The organism is Kribbella sp. NPDC026611, assembly GCF_040638345.1.
Taxonomy (GTDB): Bacteria; Actinomycetota; Actinomycetes; order Propionibacteriales; family Kribbellaceae; genus Kribbella.
Map to the genome: position 1 here is coordinate 1 of NZ_JBEZYC010000019.1, position 14,976 is coordinate 14,976.

Sequence of the window (14,976 nt, forward strand, 5' to 3'; positions counted from 1 at the left end):
CCTGAGCCCGGTGCACTACCGGACCCAGACCCTCGCAGCCTAGAAACCCTCTATAACCTCTTACTTAACCAATCCAACTTCCGGGGACCAGTTCATCTCTCCGGGGGCCCTTCTTTTACTTGTGTTCTTTACTTGTGGGTCCAGACGTACCCGAGCGGCCCGTCCATCCGCCAGCCCGCCTGCAGGTGTGCCTTCACCGCGGCCGCCCGGACGACTCGCCAGCCGACGCCGTTCTTCGAGACGCGGTAGATCTGCACCCGGTCCGCCGCAGCGGCGAGCGGCACCCGGCCGACGACGCCTTCGTACCTCCACTGGCCGGACGCGGACAGCTTGTTGCGCTCGGCGGTCGACAGCGTCAGCAGGTACGACGACCGGGACAGGTTGCGCAGCCGGTACATCGGAACCGTGCCGCGGAGCGCCCGGTTCGACACGTACCCCGGCACCTGCCCGGTGAACCTGAACCTGAGCGTCTGCGCGTGCAGGTACTCGGCCTGGCTCGCGGTGTAGAAGTACCCGGCGCTACCGGCGGTCCGCATCTCGATCAGCTGCGTCCGGTACGTCGTCGCGGTTGTCCTGGTTGTCGCCGTCTGGGCCGCGCCGGCCCCGTTGGCGACGACCACACCGCCGACCGCCAGCGCCGCCGTGGTGACGACCGCGCCGAGCCCGAGCGCCCGGGACCGCCGGGTCCCTGGGAGTTTCCACCTCATCGCTTCACATGCCCCTTCGAGTCGATGCCAGGGGCAAGCAGCCCCAGTACGCCGGGCACGCTATCGCTCGACGGGTTCTCAGGCGGGGTGCTCGTGGTGCTTGAGCTCGTCACGCTCGCGGGCGAAGCGGACTGCCTCGAAGGCGACCAGGCAGGACAGGGCCGCGGCGAGGACGGCGATCTGGCCGAGCGCGGGGACGTCGTGGACCAGCGGTACGGCGATGATCAGCACGGCGGCCGTGAGCAGGCGGGACGCGCTCCAGTGGTGGACCGTTCGGCGCTTGAAGCCGACGTGGCCCAGCAGGTAGACGACCACGCCGCCGTACAGCGCGATGAGGCCGATGCCGTGCAGCGGGTCGTCCAGGTGGTGGTGCCCGGTGTCGCCGACGTACTCCAGGACCTTCTTCAGGCCGAGGGCGAGGAAGACGATGCCGGCCACCATCGGCAGGTGCAGGAAGGTGTACGCGTCGCGCGCGAGCCAGGGCCGCGTCTCGGGCGGCTCGTCGGCCAGCGCCTTCTCGCCGTAGTAGACGGTCGCGTCGAAGTACACCCACCACAGCGCCGCGCAGACGGCCAGACCGAGCAGCGAGGCGACCAGGATCGGCCAGGAGATCGGCAGGTTGGTGACGCCGACGCCGATCGCGACGATCGACTCGCCGAGTGCGATGATGATGATCAGCCCGTGCCGCTCGGCCCAGTGTGACGGCGAGTTGAACCGCCAGCCGCGGGCGTCGACGAAGTACGTGACCAGGTAGTCGGCCGCGAGCGCACCCGCCCAGAGCAGCGTCTGCGTGGTGCCGTGGTACTGCGAGGCGATCAGCAGCAGGACGGTCGCGGCGATCTTACCGATCGCGAACAGGGCGATCGTGCGCCGCAGCATCTGGTCGCCCGCGGCGATCAGCCAGAGCAGGACCAGGTGCATGGCGCGGAGCACGAAGTACGCGACCGCGATGACGACCGGCCCGGGCAGCCCTCCCGGCAGGTCGTGGAACGCCTCCGGGATCGCCAGCGCGATGACGAACATGGCCGCCATCGCGCAGAGCACCACAGTCCGCACCGCGCCCTCGTCGGCCTTGGCGATGTTGCTGACCCAGGAGTACGCCGCCCAGCTCCACCAGAGCAGCCCGAGCAGCAGCGCACCTCGGACCACGTTGTGCCAGCTCAGGTCGTGCGCCATCAACGCGGTGATCTGGGTCAGCGCGAACACGAACACCAGGTCGAAGAACAGCACACGGCCCGCATGACGTCGTGCAGCTGATCGGAGCAACTTTCGCCGGAGGCGCCGCATCAGGCTAGAACACACAGATCCGACGAGAGGAACGTTGTATGCGCGGGTTGTCACGCTCGTTCGGCCTGGCAGGATTGGTGGTCCTGCTGGTTGCCGTGCTCGTACAGACACCAGCATCGGCCGGCGAGCTCGGAGGCGGCTGGCGGGCGGCATGGATGACGGCAATGCAGCCGCCGAACGCGAACCCGAACTGGTCACAGCAGGGCTTCTCGGCACAATCGCTGCGCCAGGTGATACGGCTGACGGCCGGCGGCCCGGCACTCCGGATCCGGATCACCAACCAGTACGGCGACCGGACGGTGCGGTTGACCGGCGCGACGGTGGCGAAGGCCGCGCAGGGCCCGGCCGTCGAGCCTGGGTCGGTGCGAGCGATCCGCTTCCGCGGCGCCGAGGCGGTCGATGTCCCGGCTGGTGGTGAGGTCGCGAGCGATCCTGTCGCGCTTCAGGACCTGTCCGGCGGATCCCGGCTCGCGGTGACTCTGTACTTCGCCGGCGCGACCGGGCCGGCCACCTTCCACGAGTTTGGTGCGGCCGCTACGTCGTACCGAGCGCCTGGCGACGAGCGTGCGGACCTCGGCGGGACGGCGTACCAGGAGACCAGCAACAGCTGGTACTTCCTGGCAGGGGTGGACACGGTCGCGGTGGGCGGCGGAACGGTGGTGGCTTTCGGAGACTCGATCACGAACGGGTTCAGCATCCCGCTCGGGCAGCGATACCCAGATCTCCTCGCCGCAAGACTTGCTGCGGCAGGCAGGCCACAACCGGTTCTCAACGCGGGGCTGGGTGGCAACCGGCTGCTGCAGGACTCCACGTGTTACGGGGAACGCGGCCTGATCCGGTTCCAGCGAGATGTCCTGAGCCAGCCTGGCGCCAGGACCGCGCTGGTCCTGATGGGCATCAATGACATCGGCTATCCCGAGCTGCCCGCCATGCCGTGCACGACCCCGAATCCGCCGGTCACGTCCGAGCAGCTCATCGAGGCGTACCGCGGGCTGATCACGAACGCCCACTCCCGTGGGATCCGTGTCGTCGGAGCGACCATGCCTCCGTTCGGCGGAGCCCAGGTCTACACCGAGCACAGCGCGCACCTCTGGAGCGACGTCAACGCGTGGATCCGGACGAGTGGCGAGTTCGACGGCGTCGTCGACTTCGCCACCGTGCTCGCCGACCCGGCAGACCCCAGCCGGCTGGATCCGCAGTACGACCTCGGCGACCACCTGCATCCGAACGCGGCTGGTTGCCGCGCGATGGCTGACGCGGTCGATCTCGCCGCGCTCTGAAACTCCCGGAAGCTGGAAACGGCGGGCTCCCACCTGGTCAGGGGCAGAATGGGAGCCCGCCGTGCTCGTTAGGCCCGGCCGTGCGCCTGGCGGCTGCGGCGGCTGAGCGAGTCGATGGTGACGGCGATCAGGAGCACGCCGGCGGTGACCATGTACCGGACGCTCGAGTCCAGGCTCAGCAGGGCGAGACCGTTCGAGATCGACATGATCACCAGTGCCCCGAGCAGAGCGGAGTATGCCGATCCGCGACCGCCGAAGAGGCTGGTGCCGCCGATCACGGCGGCGGCGATCGCGTTCAGGTTGGTGTCCCCACCACCGCTGCTCTGGTTCACCGCGACCAGCCGGGCGGCGGCGAGCAAGCCACCGGCGGCGGCGAAGGTCGAGCAGGCGGCGAAGACGGTCAGGTAGATCATCCGGACGTTGATACCGGCCCGGCGGGCCGCCTCGACGTTGCCGCCGACCGCGACGACCGAGCGGCCCCAGCGGGTCCGTCGTACGACGAGATCGGTCGCGACCACGAGGGCTAGGAAGAGCAGGAACATCGACGAGACGCCGCGGTCGCCGTTCAGGATCAGCACCGGGATCAGCAGTACCAGGACGAGTGCCGCGGCCTTGATCGCGATCATCGAGGTCGGCGCGGTCGAGAGGCCGGCGGCGGCGCGGGCACTGCGGGTGCGGAGCCGGGTCAGCACGTACGCCGCGGCCACGACCACGATCAGCGCGTACGCGACCACGGGGGAGAGGAAGCTGCGGGTGGCGAACCCGACCAGCGCCGAGTCGTACGGCAGGTTGAGCGAACCCTCCTTGCCGAGCACCAGCAGCTGCAGGCCGAGGAAGCCGAGCAGACCGGCGAGCGTGATCACGAAGCTCGGTACGCCGAAGCGTGTGTACAGAGCGCCGTAGAACAGGCCGATCACCAGACCGAGGACGATGCCGGCGACGATGGACAGCACCAACGGCCAGCCCTTGTTCACGAACGTCACGCCGAGGACCGCCGCGGACAGGCCGCTGACCGAGCCGACCGACAGGTCGATCTCGCCCAGCAGCAGGACCAGAACGATGCCGAGGGCAATCACTCCGACCGAGGTGGTCTGCAGGGTGAGGTTCACCAGGTTCCGGCTGGACAGGAACGAGCCGTTGGCGATCTGGAACACCGCCCAGATGATCACCAGCCCGATCACCACCGGGACCGACCCGAGGTCGCCGGAGCGCAGCCGGGCGGTGAACGCGGCGACCGCGCCGCTGATCCCGTGGCCGGCGATCAGCCGCTCGTCCTGCAGATCGGCGGGGAGCTGGGCCGCCTCGGTGACGCCGTTGGTCCCGTTGGCGTCGGCGCCGTTCGCCGTACCGCCGGGGGTGTCCTGGGGCCGGGTGCCCGATCCGTGCAGGCTCATGATGCGGGGCCCTCCTCCCGGGTCCGGCGCGCGGCGCGCTCGGAAACGGCGTTGTCGGTGGCGCCGGTGATGGCGGCGATGATGTCCTGCGTCTTGGTCTCGCTGACCGTGAAGACGCCGTTGTTGCGGCCGAGCCGCAGTACCGCAACCCGGTCGGCGACCGCCATCACGTCGGCCATGTTGTGGCTGATCAGGATCACGGCCAGGCCGCGCTCGCGGAGCCGCTCGACCAGGTTGAGCACCTCCGCGGTCTGGGCCACGCCGAGGGCGGCGGTCGGCTCGTCGAGCATCACGACCTTGGGCTGGCCGAGCAGGCTGCGGGCGATCGCGACGGTCTGCCGCTGGCCGCCGGACAGGCTGGCGACCGGGATCCGGACCGACGGGATCTTCGCGGACAGCTGGCGGAGCAGCTCCCAGGACTGCCGCTCCATCTCGACCTCGTCGAGGATCCGGCCGCTGCGGAGCTCGCGGCCGAGGTACAGGTTCGCGACCACGTCGAGGTTGTCGCAGAGCGCCAGGTCCTGGAACACGGTGGCGATCCCGAGCTGCTGCGCCTCGGCGGGACTCCCGACCCGGACCTCGCGGCCGTCGAACACCATCGTCCCGTCGTCGGCGGTGTAGACCCCGGCGATCGTCTTCACCAGCGTGGACTTGCCGGCGCCGTTGTCGCCGACCAGGGCCAGCACCTCACCGGCCCGGACGTCCAGCTCGATGTTCTTCAGCGCCTGGACGGCGCCGAAGCGCTTGGATATCCCCCGCAGCGTCAGCACCGTCCCGGCGCCGACGTCGAGGGGAGTCGGGGTAACAGTCACGTCCTCAGCCTCCTGGGGCTTATTTCAGGCCATGATCCCTGGCACGGGGCGGTTTGTCGTGGATTGCCGGGGTCTGGCCCGGCACAGTCCCCCCGCACCTCACTGCGGGGGGACTGTGGCGAGGGGCGGGTCAGTTGCTGCTCAGGCCGGCGGCGGTGCAGGCGGCAGCGAAGGACGCGGTGCAGATGTCGCTGATCTTGTAGATGTTGTCCTTCACCACGGTGTCCTTGATGTTCGCCTTGGTCACCGCGACCGGGTCGAGGATCGTCGACGGGACGCCGCTCTTGTCGGTGGTCGACTCCGGCTTGTTGCCGTTCGCCAGCGCGACCGCGCCCTTGGCGGCGGCCTCGGCCTGCGGCTTGACCGCCTTGTAGATCGTCATCGCCTGGTCACCGGCGACGATCCGCTGGATCGCGGCCAGCTCCGAGTCCTGCCCGGTGACCGGCGGCAGCGGCTTCACGCCACCGCCCTTGAGCGCCGCGATCGCACCACCCGCGGTGCCGTCGTTGGCGGCGTACACCCCGACCAGGCCGTTCTTGATCGCGCTGAGCTGGCCCTCCATCCAGGCCTGCGCCTTGTCCGGGCTCCAGTCCGGGGTGTCGAACTCGGCGGCGATCTTGAAACCGCTGGAGTCCAGCACGCTGTGCGCGCCCTTCTTGAAGTCGGCCGCGTTCGGGTCGGTCGGCGAGCCGTTGATCATCGCCAGGTTGCCGGACGTCTTGCCGGCCGCCTTCAGGTCGTCGACCAGGGTCTGGGCCTGCAGCTTGCCGACGGCCTCGTTCTCGAAGCTGACGTAGTAGTTGGCGCCGTCGATGAACCGGTCGTATGCGACCACCGGGACGTTCTGGCCCTTCGCGGAGGCGACCACCGCGGCGGCGGCCTTGCCGTCGACCGGGTCGAGGACGAGCACGTTCGCGCCCTGGGTGAGCGCCGCCTCGGCCTGTTGCTGCTGCTTGGCCGCGTCCTGGTCGGCGTTGCTGTAGATCAGCTGGCAGTCGCCACAGGCCGCCTTCAGCGCCTCGGTGAACAGCGGGCGGTCGAGCGCCTCGTACCGGGTCGTCTTCGACTCCGGCAGCAGCAGCGCGATCTTCTTCGCGCCGCCCGACCCACCGGACGACTTGTCGTCGTTGGAGCCACAGGCCACCAGGGAGACGGCGAGGGCCGAGACGGCAATGCCGAGGCCGACGAGACGGGTTGCTGAGACGGACATATGGCGGCTCCTTGACGAGAAGGCCCGAGTGGCCTGCCCGAAGTCAAACCCCCGAAGCCCTTGACGTCAAGACTTGAATTCAAGAAATAGACATATTCGTGACACACCACCGTCACACGGGCGGCCGGCCCGCTGGCAGGGGATGTGCTGGTACTGGGAGCGCCGGGGGAGGTACTGCGGGCCGCGCCAATCGGGCAGCATGCGCCGCGAAGCCGCGATCCGGCGGGTACCGCGGGCGTGACGGGGGTGCTGCGAGTGCCGGGGGCAGGTACTGCGGGACGCGCCAACCGGGCAGCATGCCCCGCGAAAGCCGCGGCCCGGCAGGTAATGCGGCGCGACGGATATTACGAGTGCCGGGGGACAGGTACTGCGGAGTACGCCGACAAGCGGCTACCGCAGCCGGACACGTGCCGCGGGTACGAAACACCGGCTATCGCGGGTTTGTTGGTACGGCAGGCAGCGGGGTCCAGCGGTTGGCAGGTGCTGCAGAGACCGCGGTCGGGCAAGTACTGCGAAAGGCAGGTACTGGGGTGCCAAGGGGCGCGCTGGTGCTGGGGGAGGTACTGGGGGGGCGCGGACAAGCGGGTACTGCGGCCGGCAGGTGCCTGGGTAGGAAACAACAGGTACTGCGAAGGCCGCGAGCGGGCCGCCTACTGCGGGTTCGACGGGGTGCCGGGGACTGCGGATGAGGGGGAATGCGCCTTGCCGCAGGTGGGTACGGCGGAGGGCGCTGGGCTGGGGTACGCGGTGAGCACGACCGGGCAGCCGGAGTACGCGTCACCGGTGCAACCTCATCCACACATCCGCCAGCACTCGCAGTACCTCGAGGTACCTCGCAGTACCTCCGCAGTACCTGGCGTCCGCGGTACCTCCGCAGTACCTGCTGACGGGTTGCCTCGCCGTACCTGCGCGTTCGCGGCACTCGCAGTACCTGCCGTCCGCGGTTCCCCGCCGTACCCCGCAGTACCTGCCGTCCGCCGAATTCCCGCAGTACCCGCCGTCCGTGGAACCCCGCAGTACCTGCCGTCCGCGGTTCCCCGCCGTACCCCCGCAGTACCCGCCGTCCGTGGCACCCCCGCAGTACCTGCCGTCCGCGGTTCCCCGCAGTACCCCCGCAGTACCTGCCGTCCGCCGTACCCCCGCAGTACCCGCCGTCCGTGGCACCCCGCAGTACCTGCCGTCCGCGGTTCCCCGCCGTACCCCCGCCGTACCTGCTGACCGCAGTACTCCTGGGAGGTGGGAGGTGGGGTTACAGAGCGGTGAGGGCTTTGTGGGTTAGGAGGGAGGCTGCTTGGATGGCGCCGATGATGTCTGCTTCGTCGCCTAGTTCGGCGGGGCGGAGGTCTACGGTGGCGGCGGCGCTGGGGATGGCGCAGCGGTCGAGGGCCTCGCGGAGGGGGGTCAGGACTAGGTCGCCGGCTTCGGCCATCAGGCCACCGATGACCACGACCTCGGGGTTGAGCAGGTTGACCAGGCCGGCGACGGCGACACCGACGCGGCGCCCGGCGTCCTCGATCACGCGGCGGCAGCCGAGGTCGCCGGCGAGCGCGCGGGTGACGATGTCCTTGAGCCGGAGCGGCCCGTGCGACGCGGCCAGGCTGTTGATCAGCGCCCGGGAGCCGACGAACGTGTCCAGGCAGCCGCGGTTGCCGCACCGGCAGATCGGCCCGTTCTCGTCGATCGTGACGTGCCCGATCTCGCCCGCGGTCCCGGCCGATCCGCGGAAGACCTCGCCGTCGATGACGATCCCGGCGCCGACGCCGTACGAGAACTTCAGGTAGCAACCGTTGCGTACGCCGCGCAGCGCGCCGGCCCGGAGTTCGCCGAGGGCGGCCAGGTTCGCGGTGTTGTCGAGCGCGACCGGCGCGCGCAGGTGGGCGCCCATCGCCTCGGTCACGTTCACCCCGCGCCAGCCGGGCAGTACGGCATCCGACCCCGCCTCGCCGCTGACCGAGTCGACCGGCATCGGCAGGCCGAACCCGATCGCGGAGATGTCCTCGACGCCGGAGCCGCTGACCGTCTCGGCCAGGTCGGCGAGCAGCCGCGCGGCGCGTTCCATGCCGTCGTCGGCGACATGGTCGGCCTGCAGCGGCATCAGCTGGTTGGCGAGGATCTCGCGGGACTCGTTGGCGATCGCGACCCGGACGTCCCGCTCGCCGAATGCGACCCCGGCCAGCAGACCGCCGCCGGACGCGAGCGAGACGAGGACCGCGCGACGGCCGTTGCGGATGCTGCGGGACAGGCCGACCATGCCGGCCTGGTCGAGCTCGCGGACCATGTTCGACACGGTGGCGGCGGACAGGCCGGACGCGGCGGCGATCTCGACCTGGGTCAGCGGGCCGTGCTGCCGGACGACTCCGAGAACGCGCGCACGGTTGGCTTCGCGCAGCGAAGCCTGCGATCCGGGCGCCGGGCGAGTTGCGTTCATTACATAAAGATAACGGATCGCGGGCCGGGTGCGGTGGTCCACCGCTCGTCAACGATCGACATCACATCAAGACCTCACCGTCACTACCCCACCTGAACGTTCAACGGCGACAGTAGACCACCCCGGAGAGGTCGTGCTGGAGGCATGCTCAGGCGGTCAGGGCGAGGGTGAGGAGCGCCACTGGGAGGGCCAGTTCGACGGTCGCGCCGAGGACGTCACCCGTGGTGCCGCCGAGGGCTTGGCGGGCGCGGTGGGTGGTGACGAAGCTGGTCGCGATGGCGAGGAGGATCGCCGCGGTGACGCCGATCAGGAGCAGGGCATCGGGGGAGCGGCTCTGGTCGATGGTGGCCGAATCGCTGGTGGGCATCGCGAGGGCGGTGAGCCAGGTCAGGAGCAGGCCGGCGGCCAGTACGACGATGGTGGTCAAGGCCGCGCTGAGCGGTCGGACTGTGGCGGCGACGATCGCCCCCAGTCCGCCGGGACGGGCGCCGGGCACCGCCGTACGGCAGGACCACGGGAGGGTCAGGCGACTGGCCGTCACCGCGAGGAGGATGGCTTGCCAGCCGAAGCCGGCGTGGATGCAGGCGGCGAGCGCCGCGACGTCGATCAGCAGGACGCCGATGATCGCGACTACGCCGAACGGGCCGATGTCGCTCTGCTTCATGATCCGCAGCATGGTCTCGCGATCGCGCCGGCTCCCGAGCGCGTCCGCGAAGTCCGCCAGGCCGTCCAGGTGCAGCGCCCCTGACAACCCGGCGGCCGCCAACACGCCCAGTACGGCGGCCAGCAGCTCAGCGTTGGGTCGCATCAGCTGCAGCAACGCGACCACGCCGGCAGCAACCCCGCCGAGCACCGCGCCGACGACCGGCGCCAGCACCATCGCTCGGCCCCCCACCTCTCGATCGAGGCGAGAGGGTGTCCCGGCCGGCAGCAGCGACAGGGTGCCGAAGGCCAGCCGAAGCCCGGCACCCCACGTCCCGCGGGCCGAACCGTCGGCGGACGCAGCCGCCGTCACATCGCCCACCCGGCAGAACCCAGGACGGGGCGCGGTGGTGTTGCGGGCATGGGTGGAGGTGTCATGTCAGGGGGAGGGTACGGCCGGCGACTGTCCAGAGGACAGTGTCTGAGGTTAGTGAGATTGTGGTGTTGAGGCGGCCCATCAGGTCTCGGAAGAGGCGGGTGCCGGGGTCGGCGGGGACGATGCCGGAGCCTACGTCGTTGCTGACAGCAACCACTCGGCGAGGTGTGGCCGACCAGGCGGCGGTCAGGGCGTCGATGCGGGCGTCGACCAGCGGTGCGCGGGTGAGGTCTGTCCAGACGTCGACCTCGTCCATCGTCCGCGACAACCACAGCGTCAAACAATCGATCAGCAACGGCGGGCCATCCGTCTCGAGCAGCGGGACCAGGTCGATGGTCTCGGCCAGCCCCCACGACGCCGGGCGGCGGGCCCGGTGCTTCGCCACGCGGTCCGCCCACTCGGCGCTGCCCGCGTCGTCCCCGCCGGTGGCGACGTACACGACGTCCGGTACGGCGGACAGCAGCCGCTCGGCGGCGATCGACTTGCCGGAGCGGGCGCCGCCGAGGATGAGCGTGCGGTCAGGCATCTGTGAACTCCACCGGTGCGTCGAAGGCGGCTTTGCGGGCAGTACGGCGGAACGCGGTCAGGATCGGCCGTCCGAGCAGGAGTACGAGGACGGCGCAGAGGATGCCGCGCGGGATGTCCCACCCCAGCGAGGTGGCGACGACGAACAGGTAGTACCGGTGCAGGTTCTCGACCAGCGAGTCACCGGGGACGAACGAGAAGTCGCTGCCGAACGTCGCGTACGGCCAGAACCACAGGTTCATGATCACGCCGTACACCACCCCCGACGCCAGCGAGTACGCCGCCAGCAGCAGCAACTCCAGCCGCCCGCCGACCCGTGGCAGCAGGCCGGCCAGGCAGCCCACCCACGCACACGCGAACATCTGGAACGGCATCCACGGCCCGACCCCACCACTGATCAGCGCCCCACCCAGCAGCGACACCGCGCCGAGCACGAAACCGAACCCGGCTCCGAACGCCCGCCCGGCCAGCACCAGCAGGAAGAACCCGGGCTCCAGCCCGGCCGTCCCCGGACCGAGCGCCCGCAACGCTGCACCGACCGCCGCCAGCATGCCGATCAGCGAGATCACCTTCGCGTCGATCCCGGACTCGGACAGCTCCGCAAGCACGACAGCCACCAGCAACGGCAGCAACAGCACGAACAGCCAGGGCGCATCGGTCGTGTGCCCGATCGCCGATGCCCCCTCCTGCGTGGTCCGGAAGAACAACGGCCATGCGAACGCAAGCACCCCGACCGCCGAAGCCAACAGCAGTGCAGCGGTACTGCGCGGTCGCAGCCGGACCAGGTTCACGACGCGCGCTCCAACGCGTCGGCGACCTCGCCGACGGTCAGGAACGGCAGCGGCGCCAGGATCTTCGCCACCTGCGGCGCGAACGCCGGAGACGCACTAAGCACCGAGGAGGTGTCCCCGTCGGTCACCAGCTCACCCTCGGCCAGGATGGTGACTCGGGTGGCGACGTCGGCCACCAGCTCGACATCGTGAGTCGAGAGGACGACCGCATGACCAGTGGCAGCCAGCTCGCGCAGGATCTCGACCAGACGCCGTTTGGCGGTGTAGTCGAGGCCCCTGGTCGGCTCGTCCAGCAGGAGGAGTGGCGGGGCGCCACAGAGCACCACAGCCAGCGCCAGACACAGCCGCTGGCCCTCGGACAGGTCCCGCGGATGCATATCCAGCGGCACCTCCGGCGCGAGCCGCCGCAGCAAGGCCAGGCAGCTTCCAGCAGGCACGCGGAAGTCGGAGTCGGCCGCTGCACACTCCTCGCCCACAGTGGCGGTGTAGAGCAGGTCAGCAGGCTCCTGTGGCACGAGCCCGACTGCTTTGACCAGCTTGGACGGCTTGGTACGCCGTGGATCCGCGCCTGCCGCCGTCGCAGTACCAGACCGTGGCGGGACGATGCCCACCAAGGCGTTGAGCAGCGTCGACTTCCCGGCCCCGTTGCGGCCCATCAGCGCGACCACCTCACCGGCCTTGATGCTTAGCGAGACCCCGCGCAACGCGGTCACCTCGCCGTACCCGACCACGAGGTCCTTGCACCGCGCCAACTCCACGCCTAGCGCAGTAGCCGGCCGGACGGGCGCGGCAGCGCCCAGCCGCTTCCGTAGGGCGACCGCAGCGCGCCGAGCGTCCCGCACGGACAAGGGGAGTGGCGACCAGCCAGCCAGCCGTCCCAGCTCCACCACCGGCGGTGCGACCGGCGCGGTCACCATGCGCTCAGCCGGCAGCCCAGTGGACACGGCTGCCGCACCACCAGGTACTTCGATCACCCGGTCGGCGTACTGGATCACGCGCTCGAGCCGGTGCTCGGCCATCACCACCGTCACCCCGAGGTCGTGCACGAGCCGTTGCAGCGCGGCCAGCACCTCCTCCGCGGCTTGCGGATCCAGCGCAGACGTCGGCTCGTCCAGAACGAGCACGGCCGGGTGCGACGTGAGCGCCGCACCGATCGCGGTCCGCTGCCGCTGACCGCCAGACAGCGACGTCAACGCCCGGTCCCGTACGTCGGCCAGACCGAGCAGGTCCAGCGTCTCCTCGACCCGGCGCCGCATCACGTCCGGCGCCACCCCGAGCGACTCCATGCTGTAGGCCAGCTCGTCCTCGACCGTGTCGGTGACGAACCCCGCCATCGGGTCCTGACCGACCATCCCGACCACGTCGGCCAGGTCCCGGGGCCGGTACGAGCGGGTGTCCCGCCCCGCCACCAGCACCCGACCGGCCAGCGTCCCGCCGGTGAAGTGCGGCACCAGCCCGTTGATTGCCCTGAGCAACGTCGACTTGCCCGACCCGGTCCGCCCGATCACCAGCGCCAGCTCACCCTCGGGTACGGCGAAGCTCACGTCCCGCAGCGCCGGCTCCGCGGCACCGTCGTACGTCACGGTCACCCGGTCGAACTCGATCATGCGACCACCCGCCGAACCGGCGGCGCGGCCAGCGCGGGCGCCAGCCCGATCAGTACGCCGACCACCGGCAGCAGCGGAACCGGTGGGACCACCAACGGACCAGCCAGGAGCAGACCGTTCACGCCACGCGCAGCAGCCGTCACCATCACTCCAGCGGCCACCGCACCAGCGGCCACGACCAGCCACTCCGGCAACGCCCACGGGTCCGGCCGGTACTGCGTCCGCGTCACCCGCTCCCGCCCGACCAGCAACGCTCCAACAGCGAGGAGCACACCCACCACCAGCGCACCCAGCGCAAAGGCGAGAGCCATGGCATCCGTCAGCAACGCGTAGACCCCCAGCAGGATGCCCAGCAACCCCAGCAGGACGCAGAGCGCGGTCAGCCGACGCTGCGGGCGCGGGACATGCGCCGTACGGCCGTAGCCGCGGGAGTCCATCGCTGCGGCCAGCTCCACCGACCTGTCCAGCGCACCCTCCAGCACCGGCATGGCCGTCGTACGGAACGAGGCCCGGGTCCGGCCGCGAAGGCGACGTGCAGCGCGGAGCCGCCGACCGTCGGTCACCAGCTGCGGCGCGAAGGTCAGCGCGACCACACAGGCCACACCCATCTCGTAGAGGGCCCCCGGCAACGACTTGAGCAGCCGCCGGGGACTGGCCAGTGCATTGGCCGCACCGACGCAGCAGAGCATGACGGCCAGCTGGCCACCGTCGTACAGCGCGGTCAGCAGGGCCTCGGCGGTCACCTCGCCGCCGAGCTTGACCCCTGCCGCCCAGTCAGGCAACGGGACCTGCGGCAGCGTGAACAGCACGGTGTTGCCCTGCGATCGGGTCGACAGCAACGCCTGCAGCACCACCCGCAGCCCGATGACGAGTAGCCCGAGCCGCAGGAACGCCGCGTAGCTGTGCGCCCAAGGAGCGTCGCTCCGCCGCGCAGCCACCACGAAGCCGGTCACCGCAAGGATCAGCACGAGCAGGACCGGGTTGCGGGTCCTGCTGGCCGCCACTGCCATACCGAGCGCCCACAACCACCAGGCCCCCGGGTGCAGAGCCCGGGGGAGCGTGAGGCGGTGGACGGCGCGCACCTACTTGGCCGCGGTACGGCGCCGGCTGAGGAACAACCCACCGGCGGCCAGGAGGACGACCACGACGGCCGCGATCACGATGCCCGTCCACGGCGTACCGGAGGACGAGTCGGAGGAGGCGGCGGGCGACGGAGACGCCGTGGCCGTCGCGCCGACCGCTGGGCCGACCTGCAGCGTGACCGGGGCGTCGGTCGCCGGGACCTTGATGTTCTTCACCGCGTCGCCGCAGCCCTTGGCCGGGTAGCCGGCGATCCCGCAGGTCAGGCCCTTCTCGATGCGCACCGGCGCGACCGCGGCGAGGATCTTCGCGCCGGTCGCCTTCGGGTCGGTCACCACGCAGGTACCAGTCGCCGGCCCCGGCGTCTCACCGGCCAGCGCGTCCTCCGGCGTACCCGGGTCGACGACCAGAGCGACCCGCTTCTTACCGGTCTCGGCCGGGGTCTTGCCGCAAATGGCGTCGAAGTCGCCCGCCGCCCGCGGGAACCGCGGCTTGGCGCCGCCGAGCGCGAACCGCCAGCCCTCCACCGCGCCGTCCGCCGGTACGACGACGTCCGCGCCCTTCTGGGAGAAGGCCCACTGGCCGTTGCTCCACTGGTAGTAGCCCCAGAAGCGGTAGCCGTCCTCCGCCGTCTGGGCCTGAGCGGTGGCCGCGGCGGTCCCGGCCAGCAGGAAACCCGCCAGCAGGCTCAGGACCAGCCGTACGGTCCGGCGATATGCAGTCATTTGGTGTCCTCGGTCGGGCCATGGCCGACGGAGGAGGTCCCGGGTGGGGGCT

The 14,976-nt window shown here is 70.5% G+C and carries 14 protein-coding genes; 2 read left to right on the top strand and 12 right to left on the bottom strand.

The genetic code is table 11. The annotated features are described in order from the left end of the window. Positions 1–128 precede the first annotated feature (128 nt). Both AB0E69_RS40765 and AB0E69_RS40770 read right to left on the bottom strand, forming a co-directional pair. Positions 129–707, bottom strand: a complete 579-nt coding sequence (locus tag AB0E69_RS40765; protein WP_360159682.1) for a hypothetical protein — start codon at positions 705–707, stop codon at positions 129–131. 78 nt (positions 708–785) lie between these two features. Further along, positions 786–1,937 (bottom strand): low temperature requirement protein A, encoded by a 1,152-nt coding sequence (locus tag AB0E69_RS40770; protein WP_360159684.1) that lies wholly within the window; start codon positions 1,935–1,937, stop codon positions 786–788. A gap of 95 nt (positions 1,938–2,032) precedes the next feature. Here AB0E69_RS40770 and AB0E69_RS40775 point away from each other — a divergent pair, with 95 nt between their 5' ends. After that, positions 2,033–3,274: an SGNH/GDSL hydrolase family protein gene (locus tag AB0E69_RS40775; RefSeq protein ID WP_360159686.1), complete on the top strand. Its 1,242-nt coding sequence runs from the start codon at positions 2,033–2,035 to the stop codon at positions 3,272–3,274. A gap of 68 nt (positions 3,275–3,342) precedes the next feature. Here AB0E69_RS40775 and AB0E69_RS40780 read toward each other — a convergent pair whose 3' ends face one another. The 3 genes from AB0E69_RS40780 to AB0E69_RS40790 all read right to left on the bottom strand — a co-directional run bounded on the left by AB0E69_RS40780 (position 3,343) and on the right by AB0E69_RS40790 (position 6,690). After that, positions 3,343–4,668 (bottom strand): sugar ABC transporter permease, encoded by a 1,326-nt coding sequence (locus tag AB0E69_RS40780; RefSeq protein ID WP_360159688.1) that lies wholly within the window; start codon positions 4,666–4,668, stop codon positions 3,343–3,345. Continuing rightward, entirely contained in the window at positions 4,665–5,480 is an 816-nt protein-coding gene (locus AB0E69_RS40785; protein ID WP_360159690.1) for an ATP-binding cassette domain-containing protein, read from the bottom strand. The genes AB0E69_RS40780 and AB0E69_RS40785 overlap by 4 nt, the downstream gene beginning before the upstream one ends. A 130-nt stretch (positions 5,481–5,610) precedes the next feature. Further along, positions 5,611–6,690, bottom strand: a complete 1,080-nt coding sequence (locus AB0E69_RS40790) for a substrate-binding domain-containing protein (protein ID WP_360159692.1) — start codon at positions 6,688–6,690, stop codon at positions 5,611–5,613. Positions 6,691–7,392: 702 nt separating this feature from the next. On the opposite strand from AB0E69_RS40790, the gene AB0E69_RS40795 reads away from it, so the two are divergent. Further along, on the top strand, positions 7,393–7,908 hold the full coding sequence (locus tag AB0E69_RS40795; RefSeq protein ID WP_360159694.1) for a hypothetical protein: 516 nt from the start codon (positions 7,393–7,395) through the stop codon (positions 7,906–7,908). A 31-nt stretch (positions 7,909–7,939) separates the two neighbouring features. On the opposite strand, the gene AB0E69_RS40800 is transcribed toward AB0E69_RS40795, so the two are convergent. From AB0E69_RS40800 to AB0E69_RS40830, 7 genes are all read right to left on the bottom strand, one after another. Further along, on the bottom strand, positions 7,940–9,118 hold the full coding sequence (locus tag AB0E69_RS40800) for an ROK family transcriptional regulator (RefSeq protein WP_360159696.1): 1,179 nt from the start codon (positions 9,116–9,118) through the stop codon (positions 7,940–7,942). 148 nt (positions 9,119–9,266) lie between these two features. Beyond that, positions 9,267–10,142, bottom strand: a complete 876-nt coding sequence (locus AB0E69_RS40805; protein WP_360159698.1) for an adenosylcobinamide-GDP ribazoletransferase — start codon at positions 10,140–10,142, stop codon at positions 9,267–9,269. 52 nt (positions 10,143–10,194) lie between these two features. Further along, positions 10,195–10,722, bottom strand: coding sequence for a bifunctional adenosylcobinamide kinase/adenosylcobinamide-phosphate guanylyltransferase (locus tag AB0E69_RS40810; protein ID WP_360159700.1), 528 nt, complete (start codon positions 10,720–10,722; stop codon positions 10,195–10,197). After that, a complete protein-coding gene (locus tag AB0E69_RS40815; RefSeq protein ID WP_360159702.1) occupies positions 10,715–11,512 on the bottom strand; it encodes an ECF transporter S component in 798 nt (265 codons plus the stop codon). The genes AB0E69_RS40810 and AB0E69_RS40815 overlap by 8 nt, the downstream gene beginning before the upstream one ends. Continuing rightward, positions 11,509–13,119, bottom strand: a complete 1,611-nt coding sequence (locus tag AB0E69_RS40820; RefSeq protein ID WP_360159704.1) for an ATP-binding cassette domain-containing protein — start codon at positions 13,117–13,119, stop codon at positions 11,509–11,511. Before AB0E69_RS40820 ends, AB0E69_RS40815 begins: the two co-directional genes overlap by 4 nt. Further along, on the bottom strand, positions 13,116–14,201 hold the full coding sequence (locus AB0E69_RS40825; RefSeq protein ID WP_360159706.1) for an energy-coupling factor transporter transmembrane component T: 1,086 nt from the start codon (positions 14,199–14,201) through the stop codon (positions 13,116–13,118). Before AB0E69_RS40825 ends, AB0E69_RS40820 begins: the two co-directional genes overlap by 4 nt. Next, positions 14,202–14,924 carry an SCO2322 family protein gene (locus AB0E69_RS40830; protein ID WP_360159708.1) on the bottom strand — a complete coding sequence of 241 codons (723 nt, stop codon included), beginning with the start codon at positions 14,922–14,924 and terminating at the stop codon, positions 14,202–14,204. Positions 14,925–14,976 lie beyond the last annotated feature (52 nt).

Coding starts and splice junctions, on each gene's coding strand:
- AB0E69_RS40765 (WP_360159682.1), bottom strand. CDS start 707: ATGAGGTGGAAACTCCCAGGGACCCGGCGGTCCCGGGCGCTCGGGCTC.
- AB0E69_RS40775 (WP_360159686.1), top strand. CDS start 2,033: ATGCGCGGGTTGTCACGCTCGTTCGGCCTGGCAGGATTGGTGGTCCTG.
- AB0E69_RS40780 (WP_360159688.1), bottom strand. CDS start 4,668: ATGAGCCTGCACGGATCGGGCACCCGGCCCCAGGACACCCCCGGCGGT.
- AB0E69_RS40790 (WP_360159692.1), bottom strand. CDS start 6,690: ATGTCCGTCTCAGCAACCCGTCTCGTCGGCCTCGGCATTGCCGTCTCG.
- AB0E69_RS40800 (WP_360159696.1), bottom strand. CDS start 9,118: ATGAACGCAACTCGCCCGGCGCCCGGATCGCAGGCTTCGCTGCGCGAA.
- AB0E69_RS40810 (WP_360159700.1), bottom strand. CDS start 10,722: ATGCCTGACCGCACGCTCATCCTCGGCGGCGCCCGCTCCGGCAAGTCG.
- AB0E69_RS40820 (WP_360159704.1), bottom strand. CDS start 13,119: ATGATCGAGTTCGACCGGGTGACCGTGACGTACGACGGTGCCGCGGAG.
- AB0E69_RS40830 (WP_360159708.1), bottom strand. CDS start 14,924: ATGACTGCATATCGCCGGACCGTACGGCTGGTCCTGAGCCTGCTGGCG.